This is a genomic window from Paeniroseomonas aquatica (genome assembly GCF_030409335.1).
Classification (GTDB): Bacteria; Pseudomonadota; Alphaproteobacteria; order Acetobacterales; family Acetobacteraceae; genus Belnapia; species Belnapia aquatica.
This window is the reverse complement of the sequence record NZ_JAUFPN010000036.1, coordinates 20,415-37,749: the sequence shown is the minus strand read 5'-3', so window position 1 is coordinate 37,749 and position 17,335 is coordinate 20,415. Positions and strand designations below refer to the sequence as shown.

12 protein-coding genes are annotated in these 17,335 nt (G+C 64.4%); 2 read left to right on the top strand and 10 right to left on the bottom strand.

Features of this window, described 5'->3' with window-relative positions:
- Positions 1–196: 196 nt before the first annotated feature.
- Positions 197–1,738, top strand: a complete 1,542-nt coding sequence (locus QWZ14_RS04165) for an alkaline phosphatase (protein WP_290315309.1) — start codon at positions 197–199, stop codon at positions 1,736–1,738.
- A 1,163-nt stretch (positions 1,739–2,901) separates the two neighbouring features.
- On the opposite strand, the gene QWZ14_RS04160 is transcribed toward QWZ14_RS04165, so the two are convergent.
- The 8 genes from QWZ14_RS04160 to QWZ14_RS04125 form a co-directional block, all read right to left on the bottom strand.
- Positions 2,902–4,317 carry an HlyD family type I secretion periplasmic adaptor subunit gene (locus tag QWZ14_RS04160; protein ID WP_290315308.1) on the bottom strand — a complete coding sequence of 472 codons (1,416 nt, stop codon included), beginning with the start codon at positions 4,315–4,317 and terminating at the stop codon, positions 2,902–2,904.
- 129 nt (positions 4,318–4,446) lie between these two features.
- Positions 4,447–7,731, bottom strand: coding sequence for an efflux RND transporter permease subunit (locus tag QWZ14_RS04155; protein ID WP_290315307.1), 3,285 nt, complete (start codon positions 7,729–7,731; stop codon positions 4,447–4,449).
- A 75-nt stretch (positions 7,732–7,806) separates the two neighbouring features.
- Positions 7,807–9,057, bottom strand: a complete 1,251-nt coding sequence (locus QWZ14_RS04150; RefSeq protein ID WP_290315306.1) for an efflux RND transporter periplasmic adaptor subunit — start codon at positions 9,055–9,057, stop codon at positions 7,807–7,809.
- Positions 9,054–10,403 (bottom strand): TolC family protein, encoded by a 1,350-nt coding sequence (locus tag QWZ14_RS04145; RefSeq protein WP_290315305.1) that lies wholly within the window; start codon positions 10,401–10,403, stop codon positions 9,054–9,056. Before QWZ14_RS04145 ends, QWZ14_RS04150 begins: the two co-directional genes overlap by 4 nt.
- Positions 10,404–10,849: 446 nt before the next feature.
- Positions 10,850–11,233, bottom strand: a complete 384-nt coding sequence (locus QWZ14_RS04140; protein WP_290315304.1) for a hypothetical protein — start codon at positions 11,231–11,233, stop codon at positions 10,850–10,852.
- A gap of 52 nt (positions 11,234–11,285) precedes the next feature.
- Positions 11,286–12,707, bottom strand: a complete 1,422-nt coding sequence (locus QWZ14_RS04135) for an ATP-binding protein (RefSeq protein WP_290315303.1) — start codon at positions 12,705–12,707, stop codon at positions 11,286–11,288.
- Positions 12,704–13,492 carry a response regulator transcription factor gene (locus QWZ14_RS04130; protein WP_290315302.1) on the bottom strand — a complete coding sequence of 263 codons (789 nt, stop codon included), beginning with the start codon at positions 13,490–13,492 and terminating at the stop codon, positions 12,704–12,706. Before QWZ14_RS04130 ends, QWZ14_RS04135 begins: the two co-directional genes overlap by 4 nt.
- Before the next feature lie 196 nt (positions 13,493–13,688).
- A complete protein-coding gene (locus tag QWZ14_RS04125) occupies positions 13,689–14,609 on the bottom strand; it encodes a cation diffusion facilitator family transporter (protein ID WP_290315301.1) in 921 nt (306 codons plus the stop codon).
- Between the two features lie 94 nt (positions 14,610–14,703).
- Between QWZ14_RS04125 and QWZ14_RS04120 the strand changes: the two genes are divergently transcribed.
- Positions 14,704–15,033, top strand: a complete 330-nt coding sequence (locus QWZ14_RS04120; RefSeq protein WP_290315300.1) for a hypothetical protein — start codon at positions 14,704–14,706, stop codon at positions 15,031–15,033.
- Positions 15,034–15,722: 689 nt separating this feature from the next.
- On the opposite strand, the gene QWZ14_RS04115 is transcribed toward QWZ14_RS04120, so the two are convergent.
- Both QWZ14_RS04115 and QWZ14_RS04110 read right to left on the bottom strand, forming a co-directional pair.
- Positions 15,723–16,061, bottom strand: a complete 339-nt coding sequence (locus tag QWZ14_RS04115) for a four-helix bundle copper-binding protein (protein WP_290315299.1) — start codon at positions 16,059–16,061, stop codon at positions 15,723–15,725.
- Between the two features lie 253 nt (positions 16,062–16,314).
- A complete protein-coding gene (locus tag QWZ14_RS04110; RefSeq protein ID WP_290315298.1) occupies positions 16,315–17,190 on the bottom strand; it encodes an MBL fold metallo-hydrolase in 876 nt (291 codons plus the stop codon).
- Positions 17,191–17,335: the final 145 nt, after the last annotated feature.

Genomic DNA, 17,335 nt, shown 5'->3' with positions numbered 1-17,335 from the left:
ACGGGACGGTCCCTTTACGCATTGGCGTGCCGGCTAATCCCACCAGCTGAAGGCTAGTGCGGCTTCGCCTTCTCGTCAGATTAAAGGCAGAACATCATCTAACTGACACCGAAACTGCGTCGACCAAGCGTGACGGATGTTTACATGGGTTGTTGTTCATGTCGCCCCAAGAATGGCGCGCCGAACCGGAGCAGACATGAGCGACATCAGGACAGACAGCGCAGGCGCCGAGTTTCCCACGCTGAGCCCCATCAAGAACGTCATTCTCATGATCGCCGATGGCGCCGGGGCCAACACCCTGGAAGCGACCCGGCTGTATCTTCAGGGCCTGCCTGCAGGGGATGAGCGCGGCGGCAGCGCTGGCTCCCTGGTGGTCGATGGCCCCGGGTTCACCAATGCCATGCAGTCGGTCTACCCGCTCGATACCCGCACGACCCCCGGCAGCGACGAGCAGAACCCGGATGTCGTCTACGACCCGACACAGAACTATGATGCCACGCCGGTCGCGGGTATCAACGCCGCTGGCTATCTCCGCGCCTTCGCCGGCTACGACTGGAACCGCGCCACCTACCCAGACTCCGGCAACACCGCCTCGGCGATTTCGGACGGGCAGAAGACCTACAACAACGCCATCAACGTCGACGGTAGCGGCGACGCCCAGTTCTCAACGGCTGAGCTGGCACACTCGCTGGGTAAAGCCACCGGCGTCGTCTCCACCGTGCAGGTCTCCGATGCGACGCCCGCCGCCGGTGGTGGCGCCCACAACGTGGCCCGCTCCAATGCCCAGGATATCGCGGCCGAGATGTTTGGCGCGGGTATCCTCGACGTCATCGCCGGAACCGGCAACCCGGACTTCAACGATGACGGCCAGGCCCGCGCCACGCCGAACTACCAGTGGATTGGCCCGAATGTTTGGAACGCCCTGAAGGACGGCTCCTACACCTCGTCTGACGGCGGTTCCTGGAACCTGTTGCAGGACCGGGCCGACATCATAGCCGCTGGCACCGGCGCCCCGACCGACGAGCGCCTGGCCATCCTGGTCGAGGCTTTCACCGGCAGCAACTTTTACCGAGCAGGCGGCAGCCCACCTGGCGAGACGGAAATTCCGTTCTCCGTGCCGCGCCTCGACAGCTCGCCGACCCTCACCGAGCTTTCGGCCGCAGCGCTCAACCGGCTCAACGCCGACGAGGACGGCCTTTATGTCTCCATCGAAGGCGGCGCCGTGGACCGTGCCATGCATGCCAACAACTTTGGCCGGATGATTGAGGAGTACGTCGACTTCAATGACGCGGTGAAGTTCGTGGTCGACTGGGTGAACTCGGAAGAAAGCCGGGCTACCTTCGCCGATACGCTGCTGATCGTCACCGCCGATCATGACCACCTGCTGTTCGGCCCGGACGGCGCCACTATCCCGTACCAGCCGGTACTGCCGGACCAGGACGGCGACGGCGTCCCGGAATATGCGTGGTTCAGCAACAACCACTCCAACCAGCTGGTTCCCCTCTACACCGCAGGTGCCAACGCAGGTGATACGCTCGTCTTGTCCGACCAGGTCGATGTGGTGCGGAACGAGCAAGGTCAGGCGATTGGTGGCAGTGGCCGGACCTATACCGATGAGGCCGAGCTGGGAGACTACGTGCTGAACCAGTTCCAGCTCGGTGACACCGTGGATTGGAATGCGACCGCCGAGCGGGTGCTGGCCAACTACGCCGAGACCGGTGAGTGGTTCTTCTCCTGACGGTTGCATGACGCGACGACCGGGTGCTCGGATGCGCACCCGGTCACCTAGGAGACGATCGGCCTGGGTGACAATCTCGCGCAGGTCCAATGCCCGTTATTGATCCTGTGATGCGTAGCGCACGGCGTTTTATTTTGCCATTGAAATCAACGGCCTGTTGTTAATCGGTGTGCATCATCAAGGCGGGACGGCAATACGCCAAAATGCTGTCCTGAAAACGCCCTGTCTACGACATACCGGCTTCCCATATTAAAAGGGAAACAACAGCCGGAGACGTACTGTGCGTAGGGTCATTGCAGTAGTAGCATTGCTTCTCGCCACGGCAGTAAGCGCATGCGCTCATCCAGGGTTAGGCGGGTATACCCCTGGCGGGTTTGCGACTGGCTACCCGGTCTATGCTCCAACGCCCTACTTAGGCTCCCCCTGGTATGGCAGAGGCGGAGGCCACCGTTTCCATAACCACACTCCACCAAGACACCATCATCATAATGGGCATCACGGTGCGCATGGTGGGCAGCCCCACGGAAGCCACCGTCATCATCGGTAGCGATTAGATATTAGTTCCAGCGAAAAGAGCGGGGCACTTTGTAATCTGCAACCTAAGATTATCGAGCGGAAATAAGCAAGAATTCGACAATAAGCATCCATTTTGAACCTCGAAGTGATTCAAAAAATGGCAGGAAACATTTGCCAAATACCACGAAGTGCTGCAAACAGCACATAGAACCACGCTAAAAAAGCTAGGCATAATGATAGAACAAACGAATTTCCTGCCCAATAAGAAAATATTCCCGCCAAGACCCAGCCAATGCAGTATACATATATAGCGTCCTTTTTAAGATCAGCAGCCATACCTTATGCTCCAGTCATTTCAATTATTCAAAACAGTTTCGACGGCCTATTCCATAATATCATATGGAGCAGAACGGCGTATTTATCAACAATAAAGGACCAGCTTAAACATTTGGGTAGCGGCATTGAATCTTGCTTATAGAATCTGAGTATGCAGTTGAAAGCAAATTAAAATATGGAAGGTCATTCACCTGGGCTTGGGCAGTCGACTGCTGCAAAGGCTAACCAGCAGTCTAGCTAAATTGCAGGAAACAGCGATTTTAATATGAATATTAATTGCCAATCCACAGCGCGCCTCAAGCAGTGGCACTTCACTGCTCGCGGAAGGCGCGGTGGAAGCTGTCGCGGATCGGCTGGGTGATATAGCGGAAGAAGCTCCGCTCGCCGATCTGCACATGAGCCTCCACCGGCATGCCCGGGGTAAGGAACACGTTCGGCAAGCTGGCCAATTGTTCCTGATCGATCAGGATATAGGCCCGGTAGTATTGCTGGCGGTTCTGGTCGTTGGTGGTCACGTCCGCCGCGACCCAGGTCACCTGGCCGTGCAGATAGGGGACCAGCCGCTGCTTGAAAGCGGGCAGGCGGATCTCTGAGCGAAGACCGGGATAGACCACATCGATATCGGTGGGCTGAACGTTCACCTCAGCGATGAGCCGGTCGTGGTCGGGAACCAGATCCATCACCGGGTCGCCCGGCTTCACCACGGCGCCCAAGGTAAAGAAGCGCTGGTTCACCACCGTACCGCTTTCCAGCGCCACGATCTCGCGCCGGGTCATAACATCGGAGGAAGCGCGGAGCTTCTCCTCGGCCTCGGCCAGCTTGCCCCGAACCTCCCGCAGCTCCAGCGAGTTATCCTGCATCCGCTGCTCCTCAGTCTGCTGGATCTGCCGGCGAGATTCGGCGATGGCGCCGTTGGCGCGTTCGATCTGGCCGTTCAAATCCTCGATGCTGCCCTCAAGCCCGGCCGAACTGCGCTGCAGCGCGAGCAGCTGCGGCAGCCGCTGGAGGCCCTGGTTGACCAGGGCACGGGTCATCTCCTCCTCTTGCCTGATCAACGAGAGCTGGCGGCGGGTGGAGGCGAGCTGGCCACGGGCGCCGGAGATGACAGCGGTCTGCTGGTCGATGCGGGACTGCAGGACCTGGATCTGGCTCAGCAAGCTGGCGGTCCGCGCCTCGAACAGGGCGCGCTGGCCGGTCATGCTGTCCATGGCGCGGGCGCTGGTGCTGGCCACTAGCTCGGGCGGGAAGGCGATGTCGCGGGTCTTCGCCAGTTCGGCGGTCAGCCGGGCGTCCTGGGCCAGGAGCGCCCATCGCTGAGCGCGTTGGGTTTCTAACATTACGCTGGATTCAATACCGTCCAACCGCATCAGCACTTGGCCCTGTTGAACCTTGGCGCCATCGCGCACCAGGATCTCGTCTATGATTCCACCTTCGAGATGCTGGATGGTGCGGCGGCTGCCCTCGACCTTGATGACGCCTGGTGCGACGGAGGCTTCTGCTAACGGTGCGAACACCGACCAAGCGACGCCGCCAACGACGAAAACCAGGAAGATGGACAGCCCAAAGATCACAGTGCCGCCGGTGCGCGGCGCGGGGGAATCAAGCAGCGGATTGAAAGGAAAGGGCGGCAGGTTGGCGCCGAGGTCGCGGCTGCCGGGCACCAATACGCGGCTAGCGGAAGAAGTAACCGCCAGCGATACCTTTGAAGGTTGATTTGTAAGGCTCATAGAATAACTTCTTTCCGCTTATAATAAATAAAAGTTTCTTTTATTTGGAATTTCTATGATTAAATGGAAATGTAAACTCATTTAAGGCTTGCTCCTTTCAATAAAAATAGATGTAATTCTTACCGTATTCTATTTTACCAGCACTGGTTTATCGAAGCGCTCGGCAGCGAGTTCCACATTATTAAGTGGGCCCATTGATTTTTCGCCTTCTGGCGGCACCCCATCAGCGCTGCCGAAGCGAGCGTAGAGCGCCGGCAGTACCATCAAGGTCAATAAGGTGGCGGTGATCAAGCCGCCGATGACCACAGTAGCGATCGGTTTCTGCACCTCGGCGCCGGCCCCGGCGGCGATTGCCATTGGGACAAACCCCAGGGAAGCAACAAGAGCGGTCATCGCCACCGGTCGCAGCCGGTCCATCGCACCCTGGCGCACCGCATCCTCGCGCCCGAGCCCCTCAGCCCGCAGTTGCTTGATGTGGTTCAGCATGACCAAGCCGTTCAAAACAGCGACGCCGGACAGCGCGATGAAGCCAACCGCAGCCGAAACCGATAGTGGCATGTCGCGCAGCCAAAGCAGGGCGATGCCACCGGTGAGTGCCAGCGGCACCGCGCTGAACACCAGCAGCGCATCCCGCGGCGAGCCAAGCGCGCTGTAGAGCAGCAGGAAAATCAGGAAAAAGCAGCCAGGCACCACCACCAGAAGCCGCTGGCGCGCGGCTTCCAAGTTCTCAAACTGCCCGCCCCATGTGATGAAGTACCCGGCCGGTAGCCGCACCTCACGTGCCACCCCGGCCTGTGCCTCCGCCACCACCGAGGCGATGTCGCGGCCGCGGACATTGGCGGTGACCACTACACGCCGCTTGCCGTTTTCGCGGCTGACCTGGTTCGGCCCCTCGGTCAAATTAAAGGCGGCAAGGCTGCGCAGCGGCACCGACGCCGTGCTTGACCCTGAGCGCCCTTCATTAGGCAGCGCCACGGGCAGGTTCCGCAACGCCTCGATGTCGTTCCGCACTACCTCCGGCACCCGGACGATGATGGCGAAGCGGCGGTCGCCCTCGAAGACGAAGCCGGCCTCGCGGCCGCCGATGGCGGTACCGATGACCTCCTGCACAGCGTTGAGGCTGAGGCCGCGCCGGGCGATCTCCGCCTTGTCCACGGTGATCTCCAAGAAGGGCAGCCCCGTCGCCTGCTCCACCCGGACATCCTCGGCGCCGGCAATGCCGCGCAACACACCGGCCACTTGGTTTGCCGTTGCAAGCATTGGGCCAAATTCTTCACCGAAGACCTTGACCGCGAGGTCGCCACGGGTGCCCGCCAGCAGTTCGTTGAACCGCATCTGGATAGGCTGAGTAAATTCGTAATTGTTGCCGGGTACCTGCTGCACAGCCTCCTGCACGCGGCGAACCAGTTCCTCCTTTGTTAGGGACGGATCCGGCCATTGGTCCCGCGGCTTGAGGATGACGAATGCGTCCGAGACGTTCACCGGCATCGGGTCGGCGGCGACCTCCGCCGTGCCCGTCTTGGAGAAGACCAACGCCACCTCGGGGAAGCGCGACACCGTCTGCTCGACCCGCAATTGCATCGCCTGTGATTGGGTGAGCGAGGTTGAGGGAATGCGGAGCGCGTGCATTGCAATATTGCCCTCATCCAGCTGTGGGATGAACTCCGAGCCAAGGCGCGACCCGAGCAAGAGCGCACCGGCAAAGAGCAGGGCGGAGGCGCCGATGACCGGCACTGGCCGGCGGATAGAGAACCGCAGCGCTGGCGCATAGGCTCGCTTGAGGCCGCGCACCAGCCAATTGTCTCTCTCCTGCACCTTGCCGGTGACCACCAGCGCGATCATCGCCGGCACAAAGGTGAGCGATAGGACGAAGGCTACCACCAGCGCGATGATGACGGTCATCGCCATCGGCGCGAACATCTTGCCCTCGACGCCTTGGAAGCTGAGCAGAGGAACATAGACCAGGATGATGATGGCTTGGCCGAAGACCGATGGCTTGATCATCTCTCGCGCCGAGGCCGCAACCGTCTCCAGCCGCTCCGGCAAGGTCAGCTTGCGTCCCAGGTGGGTCTGCTTGTCCGCCAAGTGGCGCAGGCTGTTCTCGGCGATGATCACCGCCCCGTCCACGATCAGCCCGAAATCAAGCGCGCCGAGGCTCATCAGATTGGCACTGATGCCGGCTTCCAGCATCCCCGTCGCGGTCATCAACATGGTCACCGGGATGACCAATGCCGTGACCACTGCGGCCCGCAGGTTGCCGAGCAGCAGGAACAGCACCACGACAACCAACAGCGCCCCCTCGGCGAGGTTCTTTGCCACCGTCCACACCGTGGCATCCACCAGTTCGGTCCGGTTGAGGACGGTGCGAAGCTGGATCCCGGGCGGCAGGGTGCGGGCGATCTCCTGAACCTTCGCATCGACCGCCGCGGCGACGGTGCGGCTGTTCTGGCCGATCAGCATCAGCGCGGTGCCAATCACCGCTTCCTGCCCGCCAATGCTGCCACTGCCGGTGCGCAACTCCCGCCCGATCAGCACCTGGGCGATGTCGCGGACCCGGACCGGCACGCCCTCGCGGGTCGAGACCACAACGTTGCCGATATCCTCTAACGTCTCCAATCGACCACCGGAGCGCACGACGTACCCTTCGCCACCGCGCTCGATATAGCCGGCGCCGCGGCTGGCGTTATTGCGCTCCAGCGCGTCGGCCACATCCGCAAGCGAGAGGCCAAGGCCGATTAGCCGTGCCGGGTCCGGCTGGATGTGGAACTGCTTTACCAAGCCACCGATCGAATCGACGCCGGCGACCCCGTGCACATTGCGCAGCTGAGGCCGAACCACCCAGTCCTGCAAGGTCCGCAGATAAGCGATGCGCTCCAGCTCCGTCGTCAGCCGCTGGCCTTCAGCCGAGACGTAGCTGCCATCGGCTTGCCAGCCCGGCCGGCCGTCGCGCACCACGTCACCCGTGCGCCGCGGGGCATAGTCGATCGCCCACATGTAAATCTCGCCAAGGCCGGTTGAGATTGGCCCCATGCGCGGCTCGGCGCCGGGCGGCAGCAGCTCACGCGCGTCAGAGAGGCGTTCCAGCACCTGTTGCCGGGCGTAGTACACATCGACCTGGTCGCTGAAAATCGCGGTGACCTGAGAGAAGCCGTTGCGCGAGAGCGAGCGCGTCGATTGCAGACCGCGGATGCCGGCCAGCGCTGTCTCGACCGGGAAAGTCACTTGCTTCTCGACCTCGTAAGGCGAAAGCGCTGGAGCTAAGGTGTTGATCTGTACTTGATTGTTGGTGATATCGGGCACCGCGTCGATCGGCAGCGACTGCAGCGAACGCAGGCCGAAGCCCGCCGCCGCCGCGACCAGCAGCACCACCAGCCAACGCTGCCGGACGGAAAAATTAAGAATAGCTGCAATCATAGTCCGGCGCCTTCATGAGGAGAGCGGGCCGATTCAGACCTGTGGCGCCTGCGCGCCGTCGGTCGTCGGGTCGCGTCAGTGCGAGTGCTCGGCTTCGGACTTGCCGAGTTCGGCCTTGAGGACGAAAGTGTTGCCCGCCGCATAGCGTTCGCCAGCATCAAGGCCGAACACCACCTCAACGGCATCCTGGTCGCCGCGGCCAAGCACCACCTCGCGCTTCTCAAAGCCGTCCGGGGTGCGGACGAAGACCACGCTCTCCCCTTCGATCTGCTGCACGGCGCCACGGGGGACCAGCACATCCACCGGCTGCTCGGCGGTGGCGACATCGGCGGTGGCATAGCCGCCGGGCCGGAAAGTGTTTTCCGGGTTGGGTAGCTCGACTACAGCACGGGCCGAGCGCGTCTCCGGATCAAGCACTGGGCTGAGGAAGACGAGGCGGCCCTCGGCGCGCGTCTCGCCCTCGCCGCGCACCCGCACGCTCATGCCTTCCTTGACGAAGCTCAGGTCGGCCGGCGGCACCGCCATCTCAACCCAGACGGTGGCGAGGTCAGCTACCGTGTATACCTCCGCCTCCGCCGCAACGGCGGCGCCGAGCACAATGGGGCGGGCGGTGACCCGGCCAGCAATCGGCGCTCGTACTTCTTGCCGCCGCAACGCCTCAATGGGCTGCCGCGGCAGCGCCTCCACCTCGGCTTGGCCGAGGCCAAGGGCCGCCAGCTTCTGTCGTGAGAGGTCGAGCCGGATCTGCGCCTCCTGCCAGTCGGTCCGCGCCTTTAGGAAGTCCTGCTCGGCGGAGACCTTGCGCTGCCAAAGCCGCTGCTCGCGCTCGAAGGTGACGCGAGCGAGCTCAGTCGTCCGCAGCGCGGCAAGATACTCGCCTTTTACCGTGGCGATCTCGGCGCTTTCGATCAGCGCCAGCACCTCACCGGCGGCGACCTGGTCGCCCAGCCGCTTGTGCAGGGCGGTGACAATGCCGGCGACCCGCGCCGGAACGCGCGCCAGCCGGTCGGCATTAGCCGCCACCGTCCCGGGCAGGGAAACCCGCCGGACCACCGCGCCCGGGACAGCATCCGCGAGTTCGATCGCCGCGCCGGCAATCTGCGCCTCGGTCATGCGGATGCTGCCTTCGGGGGCAGCTTCGCCGCCATGGCTTTCGCCCGGCTTATGCCCGTGGCCATCGCCAGCCGCCGCCTGCGCTGGGGCTAGGCCCTGGCTCGCCGGTGCAAGGGCTAATCCGACCCGCAGCGCCGCCGGCACGCCCGGGACAAGAGCCACGACGCCAAGGGCGATGGCGCCGCCGACGAGGAACGGAATGATCGGCTTCATGGGCGCTGGTTCCCTGCGGGAAGGATGGGCGCGGGCGGATTAGCCACGGTGCCGCGCAGCCTGGCGATGTCGGCCCGGACCTGCTGAACATCCAACAGGGCGAGGTTGAGCTGGTCCCGCACATCCGACAAAACACGCTGCGCATCCAGCACCTCCAGTAGCGAGAAGCGGCCGGCGGCGTAGCCCTCCCGGGCGAAGCCTGCGGCTTCGATGGCGGCCGGCAGCACGGTACGGCGGAGTGAATCCGCAGCGCGCCAGGCCTGATCTAGCCGACGCTCGGCATCAGTAAATGTGGCGTCCAGGTAGAGCCGGCCGCGCTCCGCATCGGCCTCGGCCCGGTTCACCTCGGCGCCGGCGCGCAGGATGTTCCCCTGGTTGCGGTCGAAGATCGGCAGCGGCACCGAGAGCCCCACGACGAAAGCGGTGCCGGTGCCGGTCTGGGAAGCCTCACGGAGCCGGCTGACGCCCCCGCTGACGGTGAAGTCCGGGATTGCATTCCGCCGCTGCAGGTCCAACTCGGACCGGCGCTGGTTGACCAGGGCGTCCAGCCGCAACCGGTCAAGCTGACCGGGCGGAAGCGCTGGCGCGCGGGCGGGGTTGGGCCGCGGCCCGAGGTCGTCGAACCATGCCGCGCGGTCGGCGTCGAACTCCACCCGCGGCGCCGCCAGCAGCACCGACAAGGCGCGCTGCAACACTGCGGCCTCGCGTTGCGAGCGCTCAAAGCCGACGGCGGCGGTCTCCCGCGCCACCTCGGCTCGGCGCTGCTGCACGAAGGGCTCGCGCCCGGCCTCGAAGCGCGCGCGTGTGGCGCGCAATACCTCGTCAGCGAGGCGTACCCGCTCCTGGGCGATCCCAACCGCCCGGGCGCCCGCCACGGCGTCGGCGAGGGCGCGCACCACCTCGCGAATCAGATCCAGACGCACCGCCTCAGCATCGAGGCCAGTGATCGTCAGGGCGCGGCCCGCGGCCTCAACGCGCGCCTGCCGCTTGCCAGCGGTTTCGATGCGCTGCGACAGGCCTACGCTCGTCTCAAGGGGGCTGCCGCCCCGGTAGGGGCCTGATGCAAGAAAGCTCTGGTTGTCGATCCGGGCCTCCGGATTCGGGCGAAGCCCGGCCTGGACGCGGTCGCCCAGCGCGGCCCGGCGGCTCGCCTCGGCGCTGCGCAGAATGGGCGCGCGAGCTAGGGCAAGTTCCACGGCTTGCTGCGGCGTGGTGATGGTGAGGGTGCTGGCTGAGGCGGGCGTTGGCGCGGCCGCATGACGGCGGCTTGCCGGCTCCGCCGCCGCCGATGTGGCGGTAGTGACAACAACGGCCAGGCCGCAAGCGAAGCTGAAGTGGAGAAACATCGGCAGGCACCCGAAACTGAAGGAACACGAAGCGAGCCCGTCCCCAAAATCGGAGGCAGACTGGAACGGCGGTTCGATCAGGCTTGCGGGGGCCGAGAAGGTGGATCCGCGTTGCGGGAAGTATAAGTGCGGATCGTGCGGATCGGATGCTCGGCACGCCCGAAAGCTGTAGGCCCAGGCTGGCCCTGGGGGTCGACCCGATCGCCCAGATGGCAGGCGCAATGCGCCCCCGGGTGGGCCATTCCATCGTGATGGTCGGATGACTGGTCATTGGAGTCAGATGACGGCATTGCCGCCCAGACTGGCTGCGTTGCAACTGCAGAGGCGTGCTCAGAAACGGGCGGCACGAGCAGGGCGGCGAGCAGGACGGCAACGGATAGAAGGCGCGCCACTAACGACCGCCATCCCGCTCCCAGTGCCATGGCTCGCACGCCGTACCGCATGCCTTAGCGCACCGGATCAACGTTGTAGCGGGCCGATCCCAGGTTGCCGTTCGGCCCGCGCAGGGTCACGGTCGCGCGGAACTTCCCATCGAACGGGAAGTCGACGGCGGCGGTCAGCCGATTGGCGCCGGCCGGGCGAAATTCCACCGTCCGGCGCTCATTGCCGCGGGCGAGCACAACGGCCGTGGCGCCGAACCGCGCCGCGTCCACCGGCTGCTCCTTGTCGTCCACGATGATCAACGCGGCCTCGCTGCCGCGGACCGTCAAATCCACCTCATAGGGGCCGATCTTCTGCTCCGAACCACTATGGGCGTGGCCACCCGCCGCCTGCGACCAGGATGTCGCGGGAGCGGCGCCGGCCAGGATCGTTGCCGTGGCCTGCATCATTGTTCTGCGTCGCATTGAATGTCTCCTGCGGGTCTGTTGATGTGGAAGGGGATCAAGCGATGCCCCGGACGGGATCATGTGCCGCCCCAGCCGGCATCCCGGCCGCCCGGCTGCCGTTGGCGCCTCGGGACGCAGGTTCCGGTTCGGTTCTGGCAAAAGGCAGCGAGACGATCGCCGAAAGGCCGCCGCCTGTGCGGTTCACCAAGCGGAGCGTCCCGCCTTCAGCCTCGACCGCCCGGCGAGCAATGGTAAGCCCCAGGCCAACGCCGCCGGTGGCCCGATTGCGGCTCGCCTCCAGTCGGCGGAACGGTTCGAACACGGCCTCGAGCTGCGCCTCGGGGATGCCGGGGCCATCGTCTGCAACTTCGATCACCACCCGCCCCGCCTCCCTCCGCAACGCCAGCCGGGCGGTGTCGCCATAGGCAACGGCATTGCCGACCAAGTTGGTCAGCGCCCGCCGCATCGCCACCGGACGCAACGGCAGCACCAGCGTCTCCGGTCCCGCATAACTCACCTCGCCGCCCGCGTCGGTAGCGGCATCGCAGACGGTGCGCAGCACGGTCACCAAGTCGGCGGCGCGGCGTTCCTCGGTCTCGCGGCCCTCGCGGAGGTAGTCGAGCGTCGACTCGACCATCGCAGCCATCTCGTCAAGGTTGGCGTCGATCCGTTCACGTGCCTCGACATCATCGAGGAAGCCGGCATGAAGACGCAGCCGGGTGATCGGCGTTCGCAGGTCATGTGAGACGGCGGCGAGGGCCTGAGTGCGATCCTCCAGCAATCGGCGGATACGCTCCTGCATCGCATTAAAGGCAGCCGCTGCACGGCGGACTTCTGTCGGGCCGGACTCGGACACCCGGATCGCGCCGGCATCGCGCCCGACGCGGTCGGCGGCGGCCGACAGATCGCGCAATGGCCGGGTCAGCCCGCGCACCACGAAGATCGAGGCGAGGCCAATCCCAATCGCCATGGCGGCGAGCGAGGTCAAGCCACCCGGGTCAAAAGGCGCGGCATGGCTGGTGCGAAAGATTGGCGCTGCAAAGGAAATGGCTCCTGCCTCGCCGATCGGCAGCACGCCCACGAGTAGGTGACGCTCATCATCGGCCCATCCCAACCTGACGCTCACCAACTCCGGCGCTGTCCGGGCCAGTGATTCCCGCACAGTTAGTAGGTGGGGGTCCGCTCCGGCCTCCTCGGCCGGGGGCAGGCCCTGGCGCCAGTGCAATTCTAACCCGGGACTGGACAGGGCATGTGCCGCCCGGTCGCGCTCGGCCTCGGGCAAGGCGGCCAAGGCCCGGCCAGCGCGGGCCAGGCCTTCGGCCAAGGAGCGCTCCCGCGCCACTTGGTCGCTGCCGCGCAGCGCCGTCTCGTGGATCCAGACGCTGCCGAGATGCAGCGCCAGCAAACCAACGAGCAGTACCAGGGTGGTGCGGCCCGCGAGGCTATCTGGCCAGATCCGTGCGAGCACGCGCATCATGCGCGTTCAACTGTTGCTACGAAGACATAGCCAACGCCACGTACCGTCTTGATGAGCGGTGGTGCACTTTCGTTTGGCTCAATCTTGCGCCGGAGGCGGCTGACCTGCACGTCCACGGTGCGGTCGAAGGCGTCGCCGAGCCGCCGGCGGCCCACTTCCAGCAGCTGGTCGCGGCCCAGCACCCGCTGAGGATGGGCAAGGAAAGCCATCAGCAGGTCGAATTCCGCACCGGACAAATCCACCAACGCCCCGGCGGGAGAGGTCAACTCGCGCCTCCCGGGCTCCAGCGTCCAGCCGGCAAAGCGCAGCACGGCGGCGGCCCCCGCTGGCGCCGCCGCCGCCGCGTCGCTGCCGCCCTCCACCCGGCGCAGAACGGCGCGCAGCCGGGCGACCAATTCGCGACGGCCGAAGGGTTTGGTGACGTAGTCGTCAGCGCCGAATTCGAGGCCAAGCACGCGGTCGGTCTCTTCGCCCCGGGCCGTCAGCATCACCACCGGCAGGCGCGAGGTGGTGCGGATCTCGCGCAGCAAATCCATGCCCGAAATGCCCGGCAGCATCACGTCCAGCAGCACCAGCTCGACTGGAGGCATGGCGGCGCGCAGCACCTCCCGCATCTCCCGGCCATCTCGGGCGGCGCTGACGGCGAAACCATTTTCCCGTAGCAACCGGGCAAGCAGATGACGGACTTCGCCATCGTCCTCGACGATGAGGACATGCGGCTCCGGTGCAAGGGCATCGCGCAGGTTAGGCACGGCGCTCCCGCCATCCGGGGTGAGACCGGACATGGTTCAGTCGCCCCCGTCGAGGCGCCGCAGCGCCCTATCGAAAGAAGTGCTGCAGGCCAAGGCTGGCCGGCCGCTTGTATTCCCGCCCTGCTGCACGATCGCCTCCGTCTGGTCAGGCCACGGGTTAGCAGCGTTCGTTCGTAGTAACCTCTCTACATTATGACAAAACATGTCCGGATTACCGTCAGTGCCACCGTCAATGGATGATCAGCGCTGCCCCCGTATGCGTCTTGGGCAGTTCTATCTGCACCACCACGTGCGTGATGTGGAAGCGCTCCGCCAGCATCTTCCCGGCGAGCACCTCCAATCCTTCCTCCCGGTGCAACCGATCATCCGCCTCGACATGCGCGGTCAGCGCAACCCGACCGGAAGACAGCGCCCAGACATGCAGGTCATGCACGCCGATGATGCCCGGCAGGGCCAGGAGTGCCTGTTCCACCGCATCGAGGTCGATGCCCTCCGGCACGCCTTCCAGCAGAACGTTCGTGGACTCGCGAAGGAGGATCCAGGTGCGCGGCAGCACCCAGAAGCCGATCGCCACGCCAACCAGCGGGTCCACCCAGGACCAGCCGGTAAAGCGGATGACCAGTGCCGCCGCCACCACGCCAAGCGAGCCAAGCAAATCGGCCCAAACTTCGAGGTAAGCACCTCTGACGTTCAGGCTGCTTTCGCCACGGCCGCGCAGGAGGCGCATGGAAGCCGCGTTCACCGCCAGCCCGCCCAGCGCCACCAGCAGCATACCAAGCGATTGCACCTCCGCTGGGGCGCGGAAGCGCTGCACTGCCTCCCATAATATGTACATGGCGACCAGGAACAGTAGCGAGGCGTTGAAGGCGGCGGCCAGCACCTCGAATCGATGGTAGCCGTATGTGCGGTGCCGGTCAGCCGGGCGGCGGGCGATACGGATGGCGGCGATGGCGATCCCCAGCGCGGTCACGTCCGTGAACATGTGCGCCGCATCGGACAGCAGGGCCAGGCTGTTGAACCATAGCCCGGCCACCACCTCAGCCACCATGAAGCCACTGGTAAGCGCCAGCGCTGTTAACAACGCCCGTTCGTTGCCGGCAGCGCCGGTGGTGTGGTCATGCCCAGCGCCCATCATTGCCTCCGTCATCATTCGTCATATGCTCGAGAAGATATGACAGCGCGGGACGGCTACCTCCACGCCTATCGAAGCGGCATCAGGCCGCCCAGACGATACGGAGCCTTCCATGATCCCCCGCATGCTTACTGCCCTTGCCCTGGTCGCCGCCTTTGGTAGCGCCGCCGTCGCTCAGGGCAATCCGCAATTCGCGCCGGGCAACGTGTCAGGCCACGCCACGCCACATATCGATGGGACGACCGGCGGAGGCCCAGAGATCCATCGGCCCGTGCCGGTGTTCGGACAGGCTGATGCGCGCCAGGCGCCGCATCTCGACAATCAGAGTGATGGTCCGGTGCCGCACCAGCCGGGGCCGGAGCCACGTTCGGCGAATGCTGGCCCGGCGCCACATCTCGACAACACGACCGATGGCCCGACCCCGCATACCGGGACGCATTGAGCCAATACTGGCGCCATGCCGAATGGTAGGTGGAGAAGCGGACTGAAGCGCCTGTTTCTGAATTAGCGGCCGGGCTGGGGCGCGCCTCGACCAGGAACGTGTGGCTGCTGACCTCCACCTTGTGTGGAGTCGAAATGCGCGCCTGGTCCGCTACCCCTTTGACCGGTCGCAGTGCCTGGACGGTGCGGCTGCTGGCCATCGCCTTGCGTGCCGTCGAAGTGCGCCGGGGGACCGCTGGGTTGCGTTGGCGCGGCGTTCGGGTTGTGCGGTTGCTGACCGCCGCCCTGCGTTGAATCGAAGTGTGGACCTTGCGGGCGTTGTTCCTGCTGTCTGGTAGCCTGCGCCAGCGACAGCTCACGATCGGCAACGCCGTCCGCGATAGCTGGAGGTACCATAGCGAAGATCCCCGCCGCGATCGCAGCGCCGAGTAGTGTGTTTGAAATAGTCATTTGTTTTCCCCTGGCAAGCCGCCAAGCGCGGCGACCGCAATAAACAACAATGTAAGCCGCAACGCTGCGGGCATGCTTGGCTTCGCGTTGTCGCGTCTTAGTAAGACCTAGTAGAGGGCGGATGCGCCGCCCGCTACGACGGGCCCTAGCATCATTGCGCGGTGTTGCTTCAGCCTGTGCGCTCTTTGCGTGCCCCGGGCTTCTGAGTGGCGGGCGGCCTGCTTACCCACGCGAGACGATTCAGTCGTGGCCGCTCATCTCCCGACAAGCCACGGCGCATTGTCGACAAACCTCGGCGCAGCGCTTGAAAGTGCCGTCCGGATCAGCATGCGCTTCGCACAGCGTGGCACAACCTTCGCAGATGTCGGCGCATTCGCGACAGATATGCGCGTGATGCGGCGATGATCGGGTCATGAAGTCGGCGCAGGTTACACAGATCTGCGCACAGTCGAGTAGGGCAACAAGGTGCGCCTGCTCATCATGGCCCTGGCCGGTTCCGCCATGCAGTAGATGGATGACAGAGGCAGTGCATGTGCGGTGGCAGTCCAGGCAAAGCTGGATATGGGTGGACAGCTCCATAGGCGTGTTTCCTGAACCAGCAGATTCAAGAAACGCGGAATGTTGTGGTAAGTGGCACGTAACACTGTGACAAAATATGCCCGGGCAGATGGGACCGGCAGCAGAAGGCAGCAGCCGGTCCGTTTGACGAAAGACAAATCAAAAAATCTGGTAGCAGGGCATACGGCAACTACCCCTTTAGGAAGGCAAGCCAGACCGTCGTGAAACTAAGCCAGTTCCGCTCGCTCAATCCGTTTCGAAGAACCGCTCGTGGTCACATGCCAACACGATTCAGCGGCAGTTTGAGGTAAGAGGTACCGTTCGCCTCAGGCTCCGGCAGACGTCCGCCGCGGAGATTGATCTGCAGCGCGGCAAGCATCAACCCGGGCAAGGGCAGCGTTCGGTCGCGCTCTTCTCGAAAGCCCACGAACTCCTCCTCACTGACGTGGTCGTTGAGGTGAATGTTGCACGCCCGCTGTTTAGCCACAGTTGACTCCCAGCACGCCTCGCGCCCACCCGGGCGGTAGTCATGGCCGGTGAAGAGGCGCGTCTTCGGCGGTAGCGCAAAAATTTTCTGGATGCTGCGGTACAACGCACGCGCATCACCACCGGGAAAATCGGTCCGCGCCGTGCCGGAGTCCGGCATGAACACGGTGTCGTGGACAAAGGCTGCGTCCCCGATAAGGTAGGTGACGGAGGCCGCCGTGTGACCCGGGGAGAAGAGTACCTCGACCTCCAGCCCACCAACCCGAAAGCGGTCACCCTCGGCAAACAAGCGGTCCCAGTAGCGGTGGCCCTCCATCTGAAGCCCTGGCAGATTGTAGATATCTGCCCAAATCTCCTGCACTGCGGCGACGCGCGCACCGATGCCGGTTGGCGCACCCAGCTGTTCGCCCAAGTAGGCCACGGCGGACAAGTGATCGGCGTGTGGGTGAGTATCGAGCACCCACTCTACGGTCAGGCGTCGCGCCTGAATGTTATCAGCGATCTTGTCCGCAAGTCGGGTGTCGGTGGCGCCAGAAGCGCGGTCGAAGCCGAGCACGGGATCGATGATAACGCACCGTCCTGTCCCGGGGTCCGCGACGATGTAGGCGACGCTCCCAGTGCCCTCGTCGTAAAAGCCGTGCACCATCGGTCCGTGTGGCGTCATCGTATCTCCTTTGTCGTTTGCTAGGCCGGCGCGGCCATCAATAACCGGCGAGTATCGCCGCGCCGAGCGTGATACGCTGCCAAGCGAAGGGCGCGAAGCCGCAGTGCCCGACGAACGCCAGGGGGCAATGCGAAAGGCAGAGGCC

Bases quoted from the DNA above. Each gene is read 5' to 3' on its own strand.
- QWZ14_RS04165 (WP_290315309.1), top strand. From the start codon at position 197: ATGAGCGACATCAGGACAGACAGCGCAGGCGCCGAGTTTCCCACGCTG.
- QWZ14_RS04160 (WP_290315308.1), bottom strand. From the start codon at position 4,317: ATGAGCCTTACAAATCAACCTTCAAAGGTATCGCTGGCGGTTACTTCT.
- QWZ14_RS04125 (WP_290315301.1), bottom strand. From the start codon at position 14,609: ATGATGACGGAGGCAATGATGGGCGCTGGGCATGACCACACCACCGGC.
- QWZ14_RS04145 (WP_290315305.1), bottom strand. From the start codon at position 10,403: ATGTTTCTCCACTTCAGCTTCGCTTGCGGCCTGGCCGTTGTTGTCACT.
- QWZ14_RS04115 (WP_290315299.1), bottom strand. From the start codon at position 16,061: ATGGAGCTGTCCACCCATATCCAGCTTTGCCTGGACTGCCACCGCACA.
- QWZ14_RS04135 (WP_290315303.1), bottom strand. From the start codon at position 12,707: ATGATGCGCGTGCTCGCACGGATCTGGCCAGATAGCCTCGCGGGCCGC.
- QWZ14_RS04120 (WP_290315300.1), top strand. From the start codon at position 14,704: ATGATCCCCCGCATGCTTACTGCCCTTGCCCTGGTCGCCGCCTTTGGT.
- QWZ14_RS04140 (WP_290315304.1), bottom strand. From the start codon at position 11,233: ATGATGCAGGCCACGGCAACGATCCTGGCCGGCGCCGCTCCCGCGACA.
- QWZ14_RS04155 (WP_290315307.1), bottom strand. From the start codon at position 7,731: ATGATTGCAGCTATTCTTAATTTTTCCGTCCGGCAGCGTTGGCTGGTG.
- QWZ14_RS04130 (WP_290315302.1), bottom strand. From the start codon at position 13,492: ATGTCCGGTCTCACCCCGGATGGCGGGAGCGCCGTGCCTAACCTGCGC.
- QWZ14_RS04150 (WP_290315306.1), bottom strand. From the start codon at position 9,057: ATGAAGCCGATCATTCCGTTCCTCGTCGGCGGCGCCATCGCCCTTGGC.
- QWZ14_RS04110 (WP_290315298.1), bottom strand. From the start codon at position 17,190: ATGACGCCACACGGACCGATGGTGCACGGCTTTTACGACGAGGGCACT.